Source organism: Burkholderia sp. Bp9143, from assembly GCF_003853645.1.
GTDB lineage: Bacteria > Pseudomonadota > Gammaproteobacteria > Burkholderiales > Burkholderiaceae > Burkholderia.
Genome location: NZ_QTPO01000034.1, coordinates 80,200 through 97,638, shown reverse-complemented (window position 1 = coordinate 97,638; position 17,439 = coordinate 80,200). Strand labels below are relative to the sequence as shown.

18 protein-coding genes and 1 pseudogene are annotated in these 17,439 nt (G+C 65.5%); 11 read left to right on the top strand and 8 right to left on the bottom strand.

Annotated elements, in window-relative coordinates; all coding sequences use genetic code 11:
• Positions 1-124: 124 nt before the first annotated feature.
• From lysM to gcl, 4 genes are all read right to left on the bottom strand, one after another.
• Positions 125-595: a peptidoglycan-binding protein LysM gene (gene lysM / locus DIE23_RS24630; RefSeq protein WP_124614512.1), complete on the bottom strand. Its 471-nt coding sequence runs from the start codon at positions 593-595 to the stop codon at positions 125-127.
• Between the two features lie 458 nt (positions 596-1,053).
• Positions 1,054-1,947 carry a 2-hydroxy-3-oxopropionate reductase gene (locus tag DIE23_RS24620; protein ID WP_124614511.1) on the bottom strand — a complete coding sequence of 298 codons (894 nt, stop codon included), beginning with the start codon at positions 1,945-1,947 and terminating at the stop codon, positions 1,054-1,056.
• A gap of 42 nt (positions 1,948-1,989) precedes the next feature.
• Complete coding sequence (gene hyi / locus DIE23_RS24615; RefSeq protein WP_124614510.1) at positions 1,990-2,799, bottom strand: hydroxypyruvate isomerase; 810 nt, start codon at positions 2,797-2,799, stop codon at positions 1,990-1,992.
• 44 nt (positions 2,800-2,843) lie between these two features.
• Positions 2,844-4,619: a glyoxylate carboligase gene (gene gcl / locus DIE23_RS24610; protein WP_124614509.1), complete on the bottom strand. Its 1,776-nt coding sequence runs from the start codon at positions 4,617-4,619 to the stop codon at positions 2,844-2,846.
• Positions 4,620-4,791: 172 nt separating this feature from the next.
• Between gcl and DIE23_RS24605 the strand changes: the two genes are divergently transcribed.
• The 10 genes from DIE23_RS24605 to DIE23_RS24560 all read left to right on the top strand — a co-directional run bounded on the left by DIE23_RS24605 (position 4,792) and on the right by DIE23_RS24560 (position 12,428).
• The gene (locus tag DIE23_RS24605; RefSeq protein ID WP_124614508.1) at positions 4,792-5,703 is read left to right on the top strand and encodes a LysR family transcriptional regulator; all 912 of its coding nucleotides are present in this window, start codon (positions 4,792-4,794) and stop codon (positions 5,701-5,703) included.
• A gap of 162 nt (positions 5,704-5,865) precedes the next feature.
• Entirely contained in the window at positions 5,866-6,507 is a 642-nt protein-coding gene (locus tag DIE23_RS24600; RefSeq protein WP_124614507.1) for an RNA polymerase sigma factor, read from the top strand.
• Positions 6,497-7,399, top strand: coding sequence for an anti-sigma factor (locus DIE23_RS24595; RefSeq protein ID WP_124614506.1), 903 nt, complete (start codon positions 6,497-6,499; stop codon positions 7,397-7,399). The genes DIE23_RS24600 and DIE23_RS24595 overlap by 11 nt, the downstream gene beginning before the upstream one ends.
• Before the next feature lie 242 nt (positions 7,400-7,641).
• Complete coding sequence (gene rpsF, locus DIE23_RS24590; RefSeq protein WP_006755436.1) at positions 7,642-8,016, top strand: 30S ribosomal protein S6; 375 nt, start codon at positions 7,642-7,644, stop codon at positions 8,014-8,016.
• A gap of 40 nt (positions 8,017-8,056) precedes the next feature.
• The gene (gene priB, locus DIE23_RS24585) at positions 8,057-8,356 is read left to right on the top strand and encodes a primosomal replication protein N (protein ID WP_031399239.1); all 300 of its coding nucleotides are present in this window, start codon (positions 8,057-8,059) and stop codon (positions 8,354-8,356) included.
• A gap of 4 nt (positions 8,357-8,360) precedes the next feature.
• Complete coding sequence (gene rpsR / locus DIE23_RS24580) at positions 8,361-8,636, top strand: 30S ribosomal protein S18 (RefSeq protein ID WP_004193360.1); 276 nt, start codon at positions 8,361-8,363, stop codon at positions 8,634-8,636.
• 27 nt (positions 8,637-8,663) lie between these two features.
• Positions 8,664-9,116, top strand: a complete 453-nt coding sequence (gene rplI, locus DIE23_RS24575) for a 50S ribosomal protein L9 (RefSeq protein ID WP_124614505.1) — start codon at positions 8,664-8,666, stop codon at positions 9,114-9,116.
• Positions 9,117-9,251: 135 nt separating this feature from the next.
• Positions 9,252-10,634 (top strand): replicative DNA helicase, encoded by a 1,383-nt coding sequence (locus tag DIE23_RS24570; RefSeq protein WP_006486249.1) that lies wholly within the window; start codon positions 9,252-9,254, stop codon positions 10,632-10,634.
• Between the two features lie 146 nt (positions 10,635-10,780).
• Positions 10,781-11,407 carry a DUF47 domain-containing protein gene (locus tag DIE23_RS24565; RefSeq protein WP_044847234.1) on the top strand — a complete coding sequence of 209 codons (627 nt, stop codon included), beginning with the start codon at positions 10,781-10,783 and terminating at the stop codon, positions 11,405-11,407.
• 10 nt (positions 11,408-11,417) lie between these two features.
• On the top strand, positions 11,418-12,428 hold the full coding sequence (locus tag DIE23_RS24560; RefSeq protein WP_124614504.1) for an inorganic phosphate transporter: 1,011 nt from the start codon (positions 11,418-11,420) through the stop codon (positions 12,426-12,428).
• A 118-nt stretch (positions 12,429-12,546) separates the two neighbouring features.
• Here DIE23_RS24560 and DIE23_RS24555 read toward each other — a convergent pair whose 3' ends face one another.
• Together DIE23_RS24555 and DIE23_RS24550 are read right to left on the bottom strand one after the other, a co-directional pair.
• Positions 12,547-13,593 carry a C40 family peptidase gene (locus DIE23_RS24555; protein WP_124614503.1) on the bottom strand — a complete coding sequence of 349 codons (1,047 nt, stop codon included), beginning with the start codon at positions 13,591-13,593 and terminating at the stop codon, positions 12,547-12,549.
• Positions 13,594-13,827: 234 nt separating this feature from the next.
• Positions 13,828-15,633 (bottom strand): PhoH family protein, encoded by a 1,806-nt coding sequence (locus DIE23_RS24550; protein ID WP_124614502.1) that lies wholly within the window; start codon positions 15,631-15,633, stop codon positions 13,828-13,830.
• On the opposite strand from DIE23_RS24550, the pseudogene DIE23_RS40750 reads away from it, so the two are divergent.
• Positions 15,583-15,776, top strand: a pseudogene (locus tag DIE23_RS40750) (hypothetical protein). The gene DIE23_RS24550 and the pseudogene DIE23_RS40750 sit on opposite strands and share 51 nt — an antisense overlap.
• A gap of 193 nt (positions 15,777-15,969) precedes the next feature.
• Here the strand turns inward: DIE23_RS40750 and DIE23_RS24540 are convergent.
• Positions 15,970-16,431 carry a peroxiredoxin gene (locus DIE23_RS24540; protein ID WP_124614501.1) on the bottom strand — a complete coding sequence of 154 codons (462 nt, stop codon included), beginning with the start codon at positions 16,429-16,431 and terminating at the stop codon, positions 15,970-15,972.
• A gap of 108 nt (positions 16,432-16,539) precedes the next feature.
• Positions 16,540-17,436 (bottom strand): polysaccharide deacetylase family protein, encoded by an 897-nt coding sequence (locus DIE23_RS24535; protein WP_124614500.1) that lies wholly within the window; start codon positions 17,434-17,436, stop codon positions 16,540-16,542.
• Positions 17,437-17,439: the final 3 nt, after the last annotated feature.

The following is a 17,439-nucleotide window of genomic DNA, read 5'->3' as shown; positions in this document are numbered from 1 at the left end:
TCTTGCTCCACTTGGCACCTCTTCGTTTCAGCGAAAAAGTGTCAACCTATTTCAGGACGGGTCACGCGCATGAAAAAAGGCAGGCCGATGGCCTGCCTTTTTTGCATCAGTGCTGCGCGAATGCTCAGGACTGCGGCGGAATCACGAGCTTCTGGCCCGGATAGATCCGGTCCGGGCTCGAAAGCATCGGCTTGTTCGCCTCGAAGATCGCCGGGTACTTGTTCGCGTCGCCGTACACTTCCTTGGCGATCGCCGACAGCGTGTCGCCCGGCTGGACGTCGTGGTACTGAATTTCCGGATCGTCCGGCTGCAGATCGTCGTCGTTGACGCCCGCGACGCCTTGCACGTTGCCGGCCGCGACCTTGACCTTCGCCTTCGTGTCGAGGTCGGCGACGCTGCCCGACAGCGTGACGGTGCGCGATGCGCCGTCGAACGCGACGGTCAGGTTCGACGTGTCGAGACCTTGCGTGCTGATGTAGTTCTTGATCGCATCGGCCGCGGTCTGGTTCGCGGCATTCGGATCTTCCGCTGCCTGCGCATCGGCGTGACCCAGCAGTTTTTCACCCGCCTCTTTAATAAACGAAAGAAGACCCATCGCTGCACTCCCTAGGTGGTTGAAAAGAAAACGCGCCGTGAAGTGGCGAAAAAAACACCGCGCTGGGCGCGGTCACCGGAGTGAGCGCAAGCGCGGCGGATTTCTCGAAAGGCGTGGCGAAAGTGTAGGCGTTCATCGCGACGATTGCATGAAAAATCGCATGCGTGAACGTAAAGAAATGTTATGCGCGAAATCCGACAGGCGGACACCCGACGACGACGTCTGACCGACCAAGGCTTCCCCGGCGCCGCCGGGTGCCGCTGCGGACCCCACCACGCCGCTCTCAGCCCAGAGCGGCGTTTTTCGCCCCGTCGCGCACGCGTTTCAGCGATACGCGGCGGGGCGCCCCACCGTGATGCGCGCATCGTCGCGCATCGATGCGACCGGCGATGACCGGATCGCGTGTGTTCGTCGCGCGCGTTCGCCGTTGCAGCGAAACGCGCGCCGTTGCGTCCGCGTTACGCGGACGGCGTCTGGCCGATCTCGAAGTTCGACATGATCTCGAGCGCACGCACGAGTGCCGAGTGATCCCATGCCTTGCCGCCGTGCGATGCGCACACGCTGAACAACTGCTGCGCGCTCGCCGTGTGCGGCAGCGCGAGGCCGAGCTTGCGTGCGCCGTCGAGCGCGAGATTCAGGTCCTTCTGGTGCAATTCGATGCGGAAGCCCGGATCGAACGTGCGCTTCGTCATGCGCACGCCGTGCACTTCGAGGATTCGCGAGGCGGCGAAGCCGCCCATCAGCGCCTGGCGCACGCGCTCCGGATCGGCGCCCGAGCGTGCGGCGAACAGCAGCGCTTCGCCGACCGCTTCGATGTTCAGCGCGACGATGATCTGGTTTGCGACCTTGCAGGTCTGGCCCGCACCGTTGTCGCCGACGAGCGTGATGTTCTTGCCCATCTTCTCGAACAGCGGCTTCGCGCGCTCGAAGGCCTTCTCCGGGCCGCCGACCATGATCGTCAGCGTCGCTTCACGGGCACCGACTTCGCCGCCGGACACCGGCGCGTCGAGGTAGTCGCAGCCGAGCGCGTTGATCTGCTTCGCGAATTCCTGCGTGTCGAGCGGCGAGATCGAGCTCATGTCGATCACGAGCTTGCCGGCCGTCAGGCCCTTCGCGACACCGTCGTCGGCGAACAGCACGTTACGCACGTCGGGCGTGTCCGGCACCATCGAGATGATGATGTCGGCGTTCTGCGCGACTTCGGTCGAGTTCACGACGACCTTCGCGCTCGCGCGCAGGTCGTCCGGGATCGGAAACGCACCGTTCACGACGAGCTGATGATCGCCCTTGAGCAGGTTGCGCGCCATGTGCGCGCCCATGATGCCGAGGCCGATGAAACCGATGGTTGCCATGTGAAAGTCTCCTTGTAGGGGCGTATGCGGGAAGGGCGGATCTCAGGCGGCGCGACGCGCCGAGCCCGGTGCGCAGCCGGCGACGTCTTGCAGCCAGCCGAGCCCTTCCGTCGTGGTGGTGCGGGGCTTGTATTCGCAGCCGACGTAGCCGGCATAGCCGAGCCGGTCGAGCAGCGCGAACAGGAACGCGTAGTTGATCTCGCCCGTGCCCGGCTCGTTGCGGCCCGGGTTGTCCGCGAGCTGGACGTGGCCGATCGATGCGAGATTGCGTTCGATCGTCGCGGCCAGTTCGCCTTCCATGCGCTGCATGTGATAGATGTCGTACTGCAGGAACAGGTTGTCCGAGCCGACCGCGCGGATCACGTCGAGCCCTTCGGACGAGCGGTTCAGCGCAAAGCCCGGGATGTCGAAGCTGTTGCACGGCTCGACCAGCAGGCGGATGCCTTCGCGCTTCAATGCGTCGGCGGCGAAGCGCAGGTTGTCGACGATCGTGACGAAGGTCTTGTCGCGCGCCGTGCTCGCCGACGGGATGCCGACGAGGCAGTTCAGCTGCGGCACCTTCAGCGCCTTCGCGTACTCGATCGCACGACCGACACCTTCCTGGAACTCGCCGACGCGATCGGGCAGGCACGCGATGCCGCGCTCGCCCTGGTCCCAGTTGCCGGCGGGCAGGTTGTGCAGCACGAGGCGCAGGCGGTGCGTCTCGAGCCGCTCGGCGAGTTCCTCTTTCGCGTACGGGTACGGGAACAGGAACTCGACGGCGTCGAAGCCCGCGTCCGCGGCCGCCTTGAAGCGATCGAGGAACGGCACTTCGTTGAACAGCATGGTCAGGTTTGCAGCAAACTTCGGCATGAGCTAAGCCTCTTCGGTCGGTCAGTCAAAAAATGTCGTGCGGATCAGTCGAGCAGCGAGATCGCGGTCGGCGCGTGCTCGGCCTTTTCGGCGAGTTCCTCGAACTCGTTGATTGCGTCGATTTCGGTGCCCATCGAGATGTTCGTCACGCGCTCGAGGATCACTTCGACGACCACCGGCACGCTGAACTCTTCCGCGAGCGCTTGCGCCTGCTTCAGCGCCGGCGCGATCTCTTCCGGCTTGAACACGCGCAGCGCCTTGCAGCCGAGGCCTTCGGCCACCGCCACGTGATCGACGCCATAGCCGTTCAGCTCCGGTGCGTTGACGTTGTCGAACGCGAGCTGCACGCAGTAGTCCATGTCGAACGCGCGCTGGGCCTGGCGGATCAGCCCGAGGTACGAGTTGTTCACGACGACGTGCACGTACGGCAGCTTGAATTGCGCGCCGGCGGCCAGTTCCTCGATCATGAACTGGAAGTCGTAGTCGCCGGACAGCGCGACGATCGGACGGCGCGGGTCGGCCGCACGCACGCCGAGCGCGGCGGGGATCGTCCAGCCGAGCGGGCCGGCCTGGCCGCAGTTGATCCAGTTGCGTGCCTTGAACACGTGCAGGAACTGTGCGGCGGCGATCTGCGACAGGCCGATCGTGCTGACGTAGCACGTATCGCGGCCGAACACCTTGTTCATCTCTTCGTACACGCGCTGCGGCTTGACCGGCACGTTGTCGAAGTGGGTCTTGCGCTGCAGCGTCCGCTTGCGCGCCTGGCACTCGGACACCCATGCGCCGCGGTCCTTCAGCTTGCCGGCGGCCTTCCATTCCTGCGCGACCGCGACGAACAGCTCGAGTGCGGCCTTCGCGTCGGACACGATGCCGAGATCCGGGCCGAATACGCGGCCGATCTGGGTCGGCTCGATGTCGACGTGCACGAACTTGCGACCCTTCGTGTAGACCTCGACGCTGCCCGTGTGGCGGTTCGCCCAGCGGTTGCCGATGCCGAGCACGAAGTCGGACGCGAGCATCGTCGCGTTGCCGTAGCGGTGCGACGTCTGCAGGCCGACCATGCCGGCCATCAGCGGATGGTCGTCCGGAATCGCGCCCCACGACATCAGCGTCGGGATCACCGGCACGCCGATCGTTTCGGCGAACTGGACGAGCAGGTCTTCGGCCGCCGCGTTGAGCACGCCGCCGCCCGACACGATCAGCGGCTTGTCCGCGTCGTTGAGCATCGCGAGCGCCTTCTCGATCTGCGCGCGGGTCGCCGCGGGCTTGTAGACCGGCAGCGGTTCGTACGTGTCGATGTCGAATTCGATTTCGGCGAGCTGCACGTCGATCGGCAGGTCGACCAGCACCGGGCCCGGACGGCCCGAGCGCATCAGGTGGAACGCCTGCTGGAACACGCGCGGCACCAGCGCCGGCTCGCGCACGGTGACGGCCCACTTGGTGACGGGCTTCGCGATCGACTCGATGTCGACCGCCTGGAAGTCTTCCTTGTACAGTCGCGCACGCGGTGCCTGGCCCGTGATCGCGAGAATCGGAATCGAGTCGGCCGATGCGGAGTACAGGCCGGTGATCATGTCGGTGCCGGCGGGGCCCGACGTGCCGATGCACACGCCGATGTTGCCTGGTGCGGCACGCGTGAAGCCTTCGGCCATGTGCGACGCGCCCTCGACGTGGCGGGCCAGCACGTGGCTGATGCCGCCCGACTTGCGCATCGCGGAATAGAACGGGTTGATTGCTGCGCCCGGCACGCCGAACGCGGTCTGGATGCCTTCCTTCTCGAGTACGAGTACGGCTGCGTCGACGGCTCTCATCTTGGCCATGAATGTCTCCTTGAATGTGCGGATCTTGCGAATCGGTCTGTTGGGAAACACTTTAGGGACGCAGGAAAGGTTTGATAAGATCAGCCGAAGTCGCTTATTTCGAAACTAAAAGTATGGAATGACGGCCGGACGGGGCTTCCCTCCGGTGTCGGAGACGGGACGGAGACGGGAGATGGATCGTTTCAAGCAGATCGAGACGTTCGTGCGGGTCGCGGATGCGGGCAGCCTTGCGGCGGCCGCGCTCGAGGAGGGCGTGTCGCCGGTGGTGCTCGGGCGGCGCATCGACGCGCTGGAGAAGCGCCTCGGCGTGAAGCTGATGTACCGCTCGACGCGGCGGCTGGTGGTCAGCGAGGAGGGCGCCGCGTTCCTCGAGCGCTGTCGCGGGCTGCTGTCCGAATGGGACCAGGCCGAGAACGAACTGGCCGCCGGCCGGCGCGCGGTCAGCGGGCACCTGATCGTGTCCGCGCCGGCCGCGTTCGGCCGCAAGCACGTCGCGCCGCACGCGCCCGGTTTCCTCGTCGACAAGCCGGAAATGCAGCTGTCGTTCAACCTGACCGATCGTGTCGTCGATCTGGTGCGCGAAGGCTACGACCTGTCGATCCGGATCGGCGGCTCGGTCGACCCGAACTTCGTCGCGGTGAAGCTCGCGTCGAACCGGCGCGTCGTGTGCGGCACGCCCGACTATTTCCGCCGCCACGGCCGGCCGAAGTCGCTCGACGACCTGCTCAGGCACAACTGTCTCGCGTTCAACCTGCAGGGCGGCCAGAACCGCGGCTGGTATTTCCAGCGCCACGGCAAGATCGTGACGATGCGGGTGGCCGGTAATCTCGACTGCAACGACGGCGAGCTGCTGCATCGCTGGGTGGCGGAAAGCCTCGGGCTCGGCTGGCGTTCGACCTGGGAAATCGCCGCGCAGCTCGAAACGGGCGAACTCGAGACGGTACTCGACGAATATGCGCTGCCGGACTACGACATCCTCGCGGTCTACCCGCAGCAGCGCTACGTGCCCGCGCGCGTGCGCTACTTCATCGACTACCTGCGCGAAGCGTATGCGCGCCCCGGCTACTGGAGCAGCACGCCGTAACCGGTGCGGAACGTCCCGGCATTTTTTTGCGCAACATCGGCTTCGCGCGGGAATAAACTCGACGCAGCGGCGGTAAAGTCATCGAGTGCGCACGCTGCCGGTCTGTCCGGGCGCCGGGCGCGGAACGGGCGCGGTTTCGGCCGCCGGGACCAGGGAGGCGATGTGGGGCAAGCCGGACAGGCGGTCGACGAACGGGCAGAGGACGACGCGGTCGCGCGCGGCGAGCGGTTTCGCGCGCTCGTGCTGCCGCATCTCGACGCCGCGTACAACCTCGCGCGCTGGCTGAGCGGCAACGCGGGCGATGCGGACGACGTCGTGCAGGACGCGTGCATGCGCGCGCTGCGCTTCGTCGACTCGTGCCGCGGCGACAACGCGCGGCCGTGGCTGCTGACGATCGTGCGCCACACCTGGTACACGGAGTGGCGCCGCCGCACCCACGCGCACGAGGTCGCATTGCCCGACACGCTCGACGACACGGAGGTGCCCGACGACTGGCAGCCGGCGACGGAGGATCCGCTCGCGCACCTGCTGCGCGGCGAGAGCGTGCGACTGGTGAACGCGGCGCTCGCGAAGCTGCCGCCCGAATATCGCGAGGTGCTGGTGCTGCGCGAGATGGAGGATTTGAGTTACCGCGAGATCGCGGCGATCGCCGACGTGCCGGTCGGCACCGTGATGTCGCGGCTTGCGCGCGGCCGGCGTCGGCTCGCCGTGCTGCTGGGCGGCACGCAGGCGCCGGCGTCCGAACCCGCGCCGGGACGTGCGTCGGCAAGCGGAACCGCATCGGAGGCGATCGATGGACTGTAACGAAGCGCGAGCGTTGCTGGACGCGGACGTCGACCGCGAGCTGTCGGCGCCCGATGCGTTGCGCGTCCAGCGGCATGTCGAAGGGTGCGACGCGTGCCGCCGCGAACGCGAGCGGATCGTCGCGCTGGGGCGGGCCGTGCGGCAGGCCGACTATCACCGCGCGCCCGATGCGCTGCGGGCGAGCATCCTCGCGGCGCTGCCGGCGGCAGGCGGCAAGAGGGAGGGCAGACAAGCCCGCCCGGAACCGGAGCCCGATGCGACGGCGCGGCCGCGGCCGCGGCCTCGACCGAACGGCCGCCGCTGGTTCTTATGGCCGGCCGGCCGCGGCGTATCGGCTCGCCCGGTGCCTGCCGGGCCGGGGCCGCGTGTCCCGGCGCTGCCCGGGCTTGGCTGGGGCGTGGCGCTGATGGTCGCGCTCGCGGCGGGGGCCGGGATGGCGCTGTCCGCCCGCCACGCGGAAACCGGCCAGACGGTCGACGAACTGGTCGCGAGCCACGTGCGCGCCGGCCTGTCGGCGCGCGACATCGACGTGATCTCGACCGACCGGCATACGGTCAAGCCGTGGTTCAACGGCCGGCTCGACTATGCGCCGCCGGTCGAGGACCTGTCGGCGAGCGGCTTCCCGCTCGCGGGCGGCCGGCTCGATTACGTCGGGCGTCGCCGCGTCGCGGTGCTCGTCTACCGATACCGGCAGCACGTGATCGACGTGTATGTTCGGCCGGCCGGTGGGCGGGAAACCGCGCCGTACGCGACCGTGTCGCAGGGCTACGCGCTCGACCGCTGGGACGCGGCCGGGATGACGTGGTGGGCCGTGACCGACGCCGAGCCGTCGGCGCTGGCCGCGTTCCGGACGGCGCTCGACGCGCGGCTGGGCGGGGCGCGCAGCGAGTGACGGCAGGCCGCGTTGCCGGCCCGTAGCTCCCTGCGCGATGCTCCGCCCCCGATTCCTGAGCGGGCGCGCCGACGGCCGTTTCAGCCGTCGGCGCCATTCAAGTCGTTGAAAACATGGCCGAATCCGGTCGGAAATCGTCGATCGGTGTTGCATGCACCCTGTATCCGGGTTAAAATCTTCGGCTTCTCACTTGCCACACCGGTTCAGACGCCCGGGTGGCTTTAATCCACAAGGAGTGTGTAATGCGTCATTACGAAATCGTATTCATCGTGCACCCCGATCAAAGCGAGCAAGTGCCCGCGATGATCGAGCGTTACAAGACCACGATCACGACGCACGGCGGCCAGATCCACCGTGTCGAAGACTGGGGCCGTCGCCAGCTGGCCTACATGATCGAGAAACTCGCGAAGGCTCACTACGTCTGCATGAACATCGAGTGCGACCAGACGACGCTCGACGAACTCGAACACGCGTTCAAGTTCAACGACGCCGTGCTGCGGCACCTCATCGTCAAGATGAAGAAGGCCGAGACCGGCCCGTCGCCGATGATGAAGGAAGTTCAGCGCGAAGAAGCCAAGAAGGCGGCTGCAGCTCAGCCGACCGAAGCGCAGGCTTAAGTTCGTCACTCATTAAGCCATCAAGGAGCGCGTCACTCACGTGAACAGGTTGCAATTGACGGCGAGCGTCGTCGAACGCGCACCGGTGCGATATACGCCGGCGGGAGTTCCGATCGCAAGCGCCACGTTGCATCACCGCACGGAAGTCGTCGAAGCAGGCATTCCCCGTCAGGTCGAAATGACGATCGAGGCGGTGGCGGCCGGTGAGGCGAGCGGCAAGCTGGAGCGTCGTGAAATGGGCGTTGAAACGCTGTTCACGGGCTTCCTGGCAAAGAAGAGCCGCAACGCGAGAACCTTGGTGTTTCACATCACTGCATTGCAGGACATAGGAAAGGACTGAAATCATGGCCCGCCCGACTGGTAAGAAATTCGACAAGCGTCGTCAGCAACAAAACCCGCTCTTCAAGCGCAAGAAGTTCTGCCGTTTCACGGCTGCCGGCGTCGAGCAGATCGACTACAAGGACACGGAAACGCTGAAGGACTTCATCGGCGAAAACGGCAAGATCACGCCGGCTCGTCTGACGGGTACGAAGGCGCACTATCAGCGTCAGCTGGATACGGCAATCAAGCGTGCGCGTTTCCTCGCGCTGCTGCCGTACACCGATCAGCACAAGGCGTAATCAGGCGACGCAATAAGGAGAATTCGAATGCAAATCATTCTGTTGGAAAAAGTCGCCAATCTGGGCAACCTCGGCGATATCGTCAAGGTCAAGGACGGTTACGCTCGCAACTTCCTGATCCCGAACCGCAAGGCTCGCCGTGCAACGAAGGAAGCGATCGCCGAATTCGAAGTTCGCCGCGCTGAACTCGAAAAGATCGCCGCTGAAAAGCTGGCGGCATCGCAGGCAGTCGGCGAGAAGCTGAACGGCCAGTCGTTCGAAATCACGCAGAAGTCGGGCGTCGACGGCCGTCTGTTCGGCTCGGTCACGAACGGCGACGTCGCGGAACTGCTGAAGAAGGCAGGTTTCGAAGTCGAGAAGCTGCAAGTTCGCATGCCGGAAGGCCCGCTGAAGATGATCGGCGAGCACGTCGTTCAGGTCGCGCTGCACACGGACGTCGTCGTCGACGTCACGGTCAACGTGATCGGCGACCACGCGTAAGCGTACGCAAGCTTTCCGGGCGGCTTCCGCCGTCCGGACAAGGGCAGGCGCCCGGGCAACCGGGGCCTGCCTTTTTTATTGCCCGATCGTCGGAGCGGTAGCGCTGCTGCGATCTATTCGCGATAATCCCAACCCATGAACGCGCCGCAAGATCCCCAAATCGAATCGCTGAAAGTCCCGCCGCATTCGGTCGAAGCCGAGCAGTCGGTGCTCGGAGGCCTGTTGCTCGACAACGCGGCATGGGACCGGATTGCCGACTTCCTGTCGCAGGGCGACTTCTATCGCTACGACCACCGGATCATCTACGAGCACATCGGCCGGCTGATCGCGTCGACGCGCCCGGCTGACGTCGTGACCGTGTACGAAGCGCTGACCACGTCCGGCAAGGCCGACGACGTCGGCGGGCTCGCCTACCTGAACGCACTCGCGCAGAACACGCCGAGCGCCGCGAACATCCGCCGCTATGCGGAAATCGTGCGCGACCGTGCGGTGCTGCGCCGGCTCGTGTCGGTCGCCGACGAAATCTCGGCCGACGCATTCAATCCGCAGGGCAAGGAAGTTCGCCAACTGCTCGACGAGGCCGAGTCGAAGGTGTTCTCGATTGCCGAAGAGGGCGCGCGCGGCAACCAGGGCTTCCTCGAGATCGGTCCGCTGCTCACGCAAGTCGTCGAGCGGATCGACACGCTGTATCACACCGCGAACCCGAGTGACGTCACGGGCACGCCGACGGGCTTCGTCGACCTCGACCGGATGACGTCCGGGATGCACGGCGGCGAACTGATCATCGTCGCAGGGCGTCCGTCGATGGGTAAGACGGCGTTCTCGATGAACATCGGCGAATACGTCGCGGTCGAGTACGGGCTGCCGGTGGCGGTGTTCTCGATGGAAATGCCGGGCACCCAGCTCGTGATGCGTATGCTCGGCTCGATCGGTCGGCTCGACCAGCATCGGATGCGTACCGGCCGGCTGACGGACGAGGACTGGCCGAAGCTGACGCACGCGGTGCAGAAAATGAGCGAGGCGCAGCTCTTCATCGACGAGACGGGTGGCCTGAACCCGATGGAATTGCGCTCGCGCGCGCGGCGTCTGGCACGCCAGTGCGGCAAGCTGGGCCTGATCATCGTCGACTACCTGCAGCTGATGTCGGGTTCGTCGCAGGGCGAGAACCGTGCGACCGAAATCTCGGAAATCTCGCGATCGCTGAAGAGTCTGGCAAAGGAACTGGACGTGCCGGTGATCGCGTTGTCGCAGCTGAACCGCGGGCTGGAGCAGCGTCCGAACAAGCGTCCGGTGATGTCCGACCTGCGTGAATCGGGCGCAATCGAACAGGACGCGGACGTGATCCTGTTCATCTATCGTGACGAGGTCTACAACCCGGACAGCCCGGACAAGGGCACCGCCGAAATCATCATCGGCAAGCAGCGTAACGGCCCGATCGGACCTGTTCGGCTCACGTTCCTGGGTCAATACACGAAGTTCGACAACTTTGCAGGGGCGCAGACCTTCTACGGCGAATAACACTTCTTCGCCAGATGTAAACTCTTATTTCGCCAAGCGTTGTATCCAATCCCGGCGTGCGCATATGCGCGCGTCGCGTCGCAACCGAAAACGGTACAATATCGCCCGTTTTCGTGACAGTCGTTTGACAATCTCTCAGGAATCCCATGTTCGGTCGATTCATGCCCACCGAGGGCAAGTTCTTTGAACTCTTCAACGCGCACGCGAAGCACATCGTTTCCGGTGGCCGCGAGCTCGAACTGCTGATCGACAATCTCGCCGACGCCGAGATTCACAAGCAAAACGTGCAGACCGCCGAGAAGGCCGCTGACAAGCTGACGCATGAAGCGATCGATCTGCTGCACAAGACCTTCATCACGCCGCTCGATCGCGACGAGATCCACAAGCTGATCACGACGATGGACGACATCCTCGACCTGATGGAAGACGTCGCGACGGCCGTGTCGCTGTACGACGTGCAGTCCGTCACGTCCGAGGCGAGCCAGCTCGCGCACATCGTCACGCAGTCGGCACAACACGTGCAGCAGGCCGTCGGATTGCTGTCCGACATGAAGCAGTCGGCGCAGATCCTCAAGCAGTGCGAGGAGATCGACCGCTGGGAGTCGGAGGCCGATCGCGTGCTGCGCGCGGCGATGTCGAAGCTGTTCCGCGAGGAAGACGACGTGAAGACGCTCATCAAGCTGAAGGCGATCTACGAACTGCTCGAAGAGATCACCGACAAGTGCGAGGACGTCGCGAACATCATCGAAGGCATCGTGCTGGAAAACGCCTGAGCGGACCACGATGCATTCGATACAACTCGCCCTATGGATGGTCGCGACGCTGGTGCTCGTCGCGCTCGTATTCGACTTCATGAACGGCTTCCACGACGCGGCGAACTCGATCGCCACCGTCGTGTCGACCGGGGTACTGAAGCCCCAGCAGGCCGTGGTGTTCGCGGCCGCGTTCAACGTCATCGCGTATTTCATCTTCCACCTGAAAGTCGCGCAAACCGTCGGTAAAGGAACGATCGATCCCGAGATCGTCGATCACTATGTCGTGTTCGGCGCGCTGGTCGGTGCGATCGGCTGGAACGTGATCACGTGGTACTACGGGATTCCGTCGAGCTCGTCGCATGCGCTGATCGGCGGCCTCGTCGGCTCGGCGATCGCGAAGTCGGGCTGGAGCTCGCTGAACATCGACGGCCTGATGAAGACCGTCGCGTTCATCTTCATCTCGCCGCTGCTCGGCTTCATCCTCGGCTCGCTGTTCATGCTCGGCGTGTCGTGGCTGTATTTCCGTACCGCACCCAGCAAGGTCGACCGGCGTTTCCGGCGGCTCCAGCTGCTGTCGGCCGGCCTGTACAGCCTGGGCCACGGCGGCAACGATGCGCAGAAGACGATCGGCATGATCTGGATGCTGCTGATCGCGTCGGGCTATGCGTCGGCGACGTCCGATGCGCCGCCCGCGTGGGTGATCGGCGCGTGCTACCTGTCGATGGGCCTCGGCACGCTGTTCGGCGGCTGGCGCATCGTGCGCACGATGGGCCAGAAGATCACGAAGCTCAAGCCGGTCGGCGGTTTCTGTGCGGAAACCGGCGGCGCGATGACGCTGTTCCTCGCATCGTTCCTCGGCATTCCGGTCTCGACCACGCACACGATCACGGGTGCGATTGTCGGCGTCGGCGCGACGCAGAAGCTGTCGGCCGTGCGTTGGGGCGTCGCTGGCAACATCGTGTGGGCGTGGGTGCTGACGCTGCCGGCGTCCGCGCTGTTCGCGGCCGGCGGCTGGTGGCTCGGGCATCAGATCTTCTGATTCCGCCGCTGCCGGATCGACACGACATGCGCCGCAAACCGAAAGGTTGCGGCGCATTTTCTTTGGCGGTCGGGAAAGGGGCGGCGAATGGCGGGGCCGCCGCCGGGGACGAGCCGCGTCAGTAACTGCCGTTCGCGAAGCGGGCGATCGGATCGTCCGCGGTGGCGGTGCGCGGGCTGACGGGTGCGGATTGCGTCGACGCACGCAGTACCTGCACGGGCTCGATGGTGCGCGGCGACGTGGCGGCCGCGGGCGGCGGTTCCGCGTCGAACGCGGCAGCCTGGGCGGCTGTCAGTGCCGTTGTCGGAATCTGCGTGCCGGTTTCTGTCGGGGCTGCGTTCGCCGTCATGGCGGTCATGTCGTCATGCGCGGAAGTCGCCTGCTGCTGGGCTGCCAGCACGCGCGGCGGCGGCGGTTCGTACGGATCGGCGGGTGCGGCGGCTGCCGGGGCGACCGCCGCGGTCGATACGACCGGTGCCGCTTGCACGACTGGAGCCGGTGACGCGGTCGCGCCGGCTTGCGACGACACATAGGCAGGCTGCCTCGGCGCTGCGGCAGCGACGACTGCGGCCGCCGGCGCGTCGCGCCGTGCCTCGTAGGTAGGCGCATCGAACGGCGTCGGCGTGCCGCGCGGCGGCGCGACGCGGCGAATGCCGTCGAAGCGCTTGGCCCAATACGGGTTCGTCAGGTAGTCGAGCCGCACGGTGCCGCCGGTCGACGGCGCGTTGACGAAGCGCAGCTTGCCGACATAGATGCCGACGTGCGAATGTGGGCGTCCGGTCGTATTGAAGAAGATCAGGTCGCCCGGCGCGATCTGGTCGGGGTCGATCGACACGCCGCGGCTGCTCATGTCGGCGGTCGTGCGCGGCAGGTTCACGTCGGCCGCGCGGCCGATCACGTAGCGCACCAGGCCGCTGCAGTCGAAGCCGCTCGTCGGCGTGTTGCCGCCCCAGCGGTACGGCACGCCGACGAGGCTCATGGCCTGGATCGAGATTTCTTCCTGGCCCACGCTGTGGTCGACGAATTTCGGGAAATTGGCGGGCGCCGGGAATGCGCGCGGCGTCGTGATCTTCATGCCGGAGGTGCGCGAGGTCGACTGCGGCGGCACGCTGGAGCAGGCCGAGAGCAGTGAAACGACGGCGACGGGAACCCAGATTCGAAGCATGACAAGGCGGACGAGCGCGGCGCGCGCAAATCGTATGACAACAGACAGACCCGATGGTAGACGTTCCGGCGGGGCTTAGGCAACCATTCCTGAGAATTTACTTGAAGTTTCGCGCGTAAGTGAGTCTGTTGCGTAACGAGGTATGACCAACAATTCCGACCCCAAAAATAAAAACGGCGCTCCGGAAACGGAGCGCCGCATGGCGTCGAAGGCCGGCGGGCAGCCGGTCGCGCGTTACAGGATGTCCGACGCGTAGTCGGCGAGCCGCGAGCGTTCGCCGCGCGCGAGCGTGACGTGGCCGCTGTGACCCCAGCCCTTGAACCGGTCGACGACATAGGTCAGGCCCGAGCTGCCTTCGGTCAGGTAAGGCGTGTCGATCTGCGCGATGTTGCCGAGGCACACGATCTTCGTGCCGGGGCCCGCACGCGTCACGAGCGTCTTCATCTGTTTCGGCGTCAGGTTCTGCGCTTCATCGATGATCAGGTACTTGTCGACAAACGTGCGGCCGCGCATGAAGTTCATGCTCTTCACCTTCAGGCGTGAGCGGATCAACTCCTGTGTCGCCGCACGGCCCCATTCGCCGGCTGCGTCGTCGGTCTTCTGCAGCACTTCGAGGTTGTCGTCGAATGCACCCATCCACGGCTGCATCTTCTCTTCCTCGGTACCGGGCAGGAAACCGATGTCCTCGCCGACGGGCACGGTCGCGCGCGTCACGATGATCTCGTTGTAGCGTTTGTCGTCGAGCACCTGCGCGAGGCCGGCCGCGAGCGCGACGAGCGTCTTGCCGGTGCCGGCCTGGCCAAGCAGCGTGACGAAGTCGATCTCGGGGTTCATCAGCAGGTTCAGCGCGAAGTTCTGCTCGCGGTTGCGCGCGGTGATGCCCCACACGTTGTTCTTGTGGTGGCTGTAGTCGCGCAGCGTCTGCAGCAGCGCCGTCTTGCCGTTCAGCTCGCGGACGATCGCATGGAACGTCGGTTCACCGTTCTGCGGCTCGAGATAGACGAACTCGTTGACGAGCATCGACGCGACGAGCGGGCCGGTCACGCGGTAGTACGTGGTGCCCGTCTTCGTGTCCTGCCAGCTCTCCATGCCCTTCGCGTGCTTGGTCCAGAAGTCCTGCGGCAGTTCGCGCACGCCGGAATACAGGAGGTCCTTGTCCTCGAGTACCTGGTCGTTGAAGTAGTCTTCGGCGGGCAGGCCGAGCGCATGCGCCTTGATCCGCATGTTGATGTCTTTCGACACCAGCACGACCTGGCGGTCCGGCCGGTCGCGCTGCAGCGCGCGCACGACGCCGAGGATCTGGTTGTCGGCCTTGCCTTCCGGCAGGCCCTCGACCGGCGCGATGTCCGTGAGCTTCGTCTGGAAGTACAGGCGGCCGAGCGCCTCGCGGCTGCCGAGGCGCGACAGCGGAATGCCTGCCGAGATCGGGCCGCCGTCGGCGACCAGTGCGTCGAGCGTGCGGCTCACCTGGCGCGCGTTGCGTGCGACTTCGGACATCCCCTTCTTGTGGTTGTCGAGTTCCTCGAGCGTCATCATCGGCAGATAGACGTCGTGTTCCTCGAAGCGGAAGAGGCTGCTCGGGTCGTGCATCAGCACGTTGGTGTCGAGTACGAACAGCTTCTGCAGTTCGGCTTCGGCAGGCTTGCGGCTGCGCGACTTCGGTGCGGCACCGGCATCGCGTGCGGGTGCCGCGGCTGGCTTCCCGGCGGCGGGCTTGTCGTGACGCGCCACGACCGGTGCGGCGGGTGCCGCTTCGGCCGGCGCCTGCATCGGCTGCAGCAGCGCTGCGGTCTGCTTGGTCTTGCGGCCGCGTGCGGGTGTGCTCGCGGCTTCTTGCGCCGACGCGACGGCGCGCAGCGGCGCGGCCGTATTCGCGGCTTCGGTCATCGGTTGGGCCACGCTGGCCGGGCCAAAGTCACCGGCTGTGGATGCGTCCCCTTCGGCGGATTTCTTCGCGGCTTTCGCGGGCCGCGCTTTCGCCTTGTATTCATCGGGCGGCAGCAGGCTGCCGAGCTTGCTGGGGGCAGTAGGCAAAGGCATGGTGTCCCTCGGGAGGAATCGTGTCGCATGGCGTGCGCCGCTGATCGCATCCTGCGTGACGTGAAAAACGCATGCAGTTTGCGCGCGGTGGCGCACAGGAATTTCGTCTAGCCGGTTCGCCTAAGTGTCGATCAGCTCCTTGACGGGGTGAGGGGCCGGACCGAGAGCCGGCGCGCAGTCCATAAAAAAAGCCGCTGCCCCGTCGACAGGGACATGCGGCTCGGCTGATACCGTCGTGATGCGCGTCAGGTGCCGGGAAGCATCGCAACGGGCACCGGCGCAGCTACGAGAAATATGGGGCGAACTGGCATTCATTGCGGCCCAATATAACGCGCCTCAAAGCGCTTGTACAGCACTTAGCACGTCGTCCACATGACCGGGCACCTTGATGCCGCGCCATGCCTGGCGAAGCATGCCGTCGGCGTCGATCAGGAACGTCGAACGCTCGATTCCGCGCACTTCCTTGCCATACATCTTCTTCATCTTGATGACATCGAACAGCGCGCACAGCGCTTCGTCGGCGTCGGAAATCAGCGGGAACGGCAGTTCGAGCTTTGCCTTGAAATTGTCATGCGAGCGCAGGCTGTCGCGCGACACGCCGATGACTTCGGCGCCGGCCTTCTTGAACTTCGGATAGAGATCGCGGAACTGCAGGCCTTCGGTCGTGCAGCCCGGCGTGTTGTCCTTCGGATAGAAGTACAGGACGAGCTTCTTGCCCTTCAGGTCGGACAGCGAAATGTCGCCGCCCGTTGCCGGTGCGGTGAAATCGGGAACTTGACGGTCAACTTCGACGGACACGTGTTTCTCCTGTTGTTATGGAAAGGCGCCGCTCGGGCGGCGCGGTTCGGCGGGGCGTCGCGGCGGCCCGCCGCAAGGGCGGGGCAGGCGGCGCCGACGCGCGCGAACTCAGTCGGGCTGGACGATCAGTTCGCCGGAGCGGCCGGGAATCTCGCCCCACGTGACAGGGTACGATGGCAGCGAGTCGCGGTCCAGCGTCGCGTGGTAATCGCCCATCGTCGCGAACGTATGGCCCTGTGCACGCCAGCCCGCGAGCAACTGCTCGAACACCGGCGCGAGCTTCTGGCCTTCCAGTTCCGCATGCAGCGTGAACACCTGGTCGTGCGGATTGGTGTCCGTGAACTTCAGGATATGCGCGGCGACGTTGTGCGTGTCGATGCCGTCGATGCCGAGCACTTCGTCGAGCGTCGGCAGCGTGGTCGGCATCTGCACGTGCGACAGCGTGCGGCCGCCGACCACGGGCAAGTACGGCGAATGGCCGCGACCGTCGGATGCGTAGCGCATCCCCCATGCGTCGATCTGTTCGAACGCCGCGTCGTTCATCTGCCAGCCGGCGGCGCCGTGCGTGACGGGCGGTGCGCCGAAGACGTCGACGAAGCGCGCGTGGCTCTTCTGCATTTCACGCGCGGTCCAGTCGCGATCGCGCACGCGCACGTTGTCCTGCCAATACACGTGATCCCACGTATGGATCCCGCATTCGAAGCCGGCCTCGTGGATCGCGCGCATGTCGGCGATCGCGCGGCGGCCGATGTCGGGGCCCGGAAGCAGCACGCCGTACATCAGCTGCTTCACGCCGTAATGCTCGACCACCGACGTGCGCGACACCTTCTTCAGGAAGCCGGGGCGGAACACGCGCCGCAGCGCCCAGCCCGTATGATCGGGCCCGAGGCTGAAGAGGAAGGTCGCGCGCGCGCTGAAGCGGTCGAAGATGCGCGCAAGGTTCGGCACACCTTCGCGCGTGCCGCGCAGCGTGTCGACGTCGATCTTGAGGACGATACGAGCCAAGCG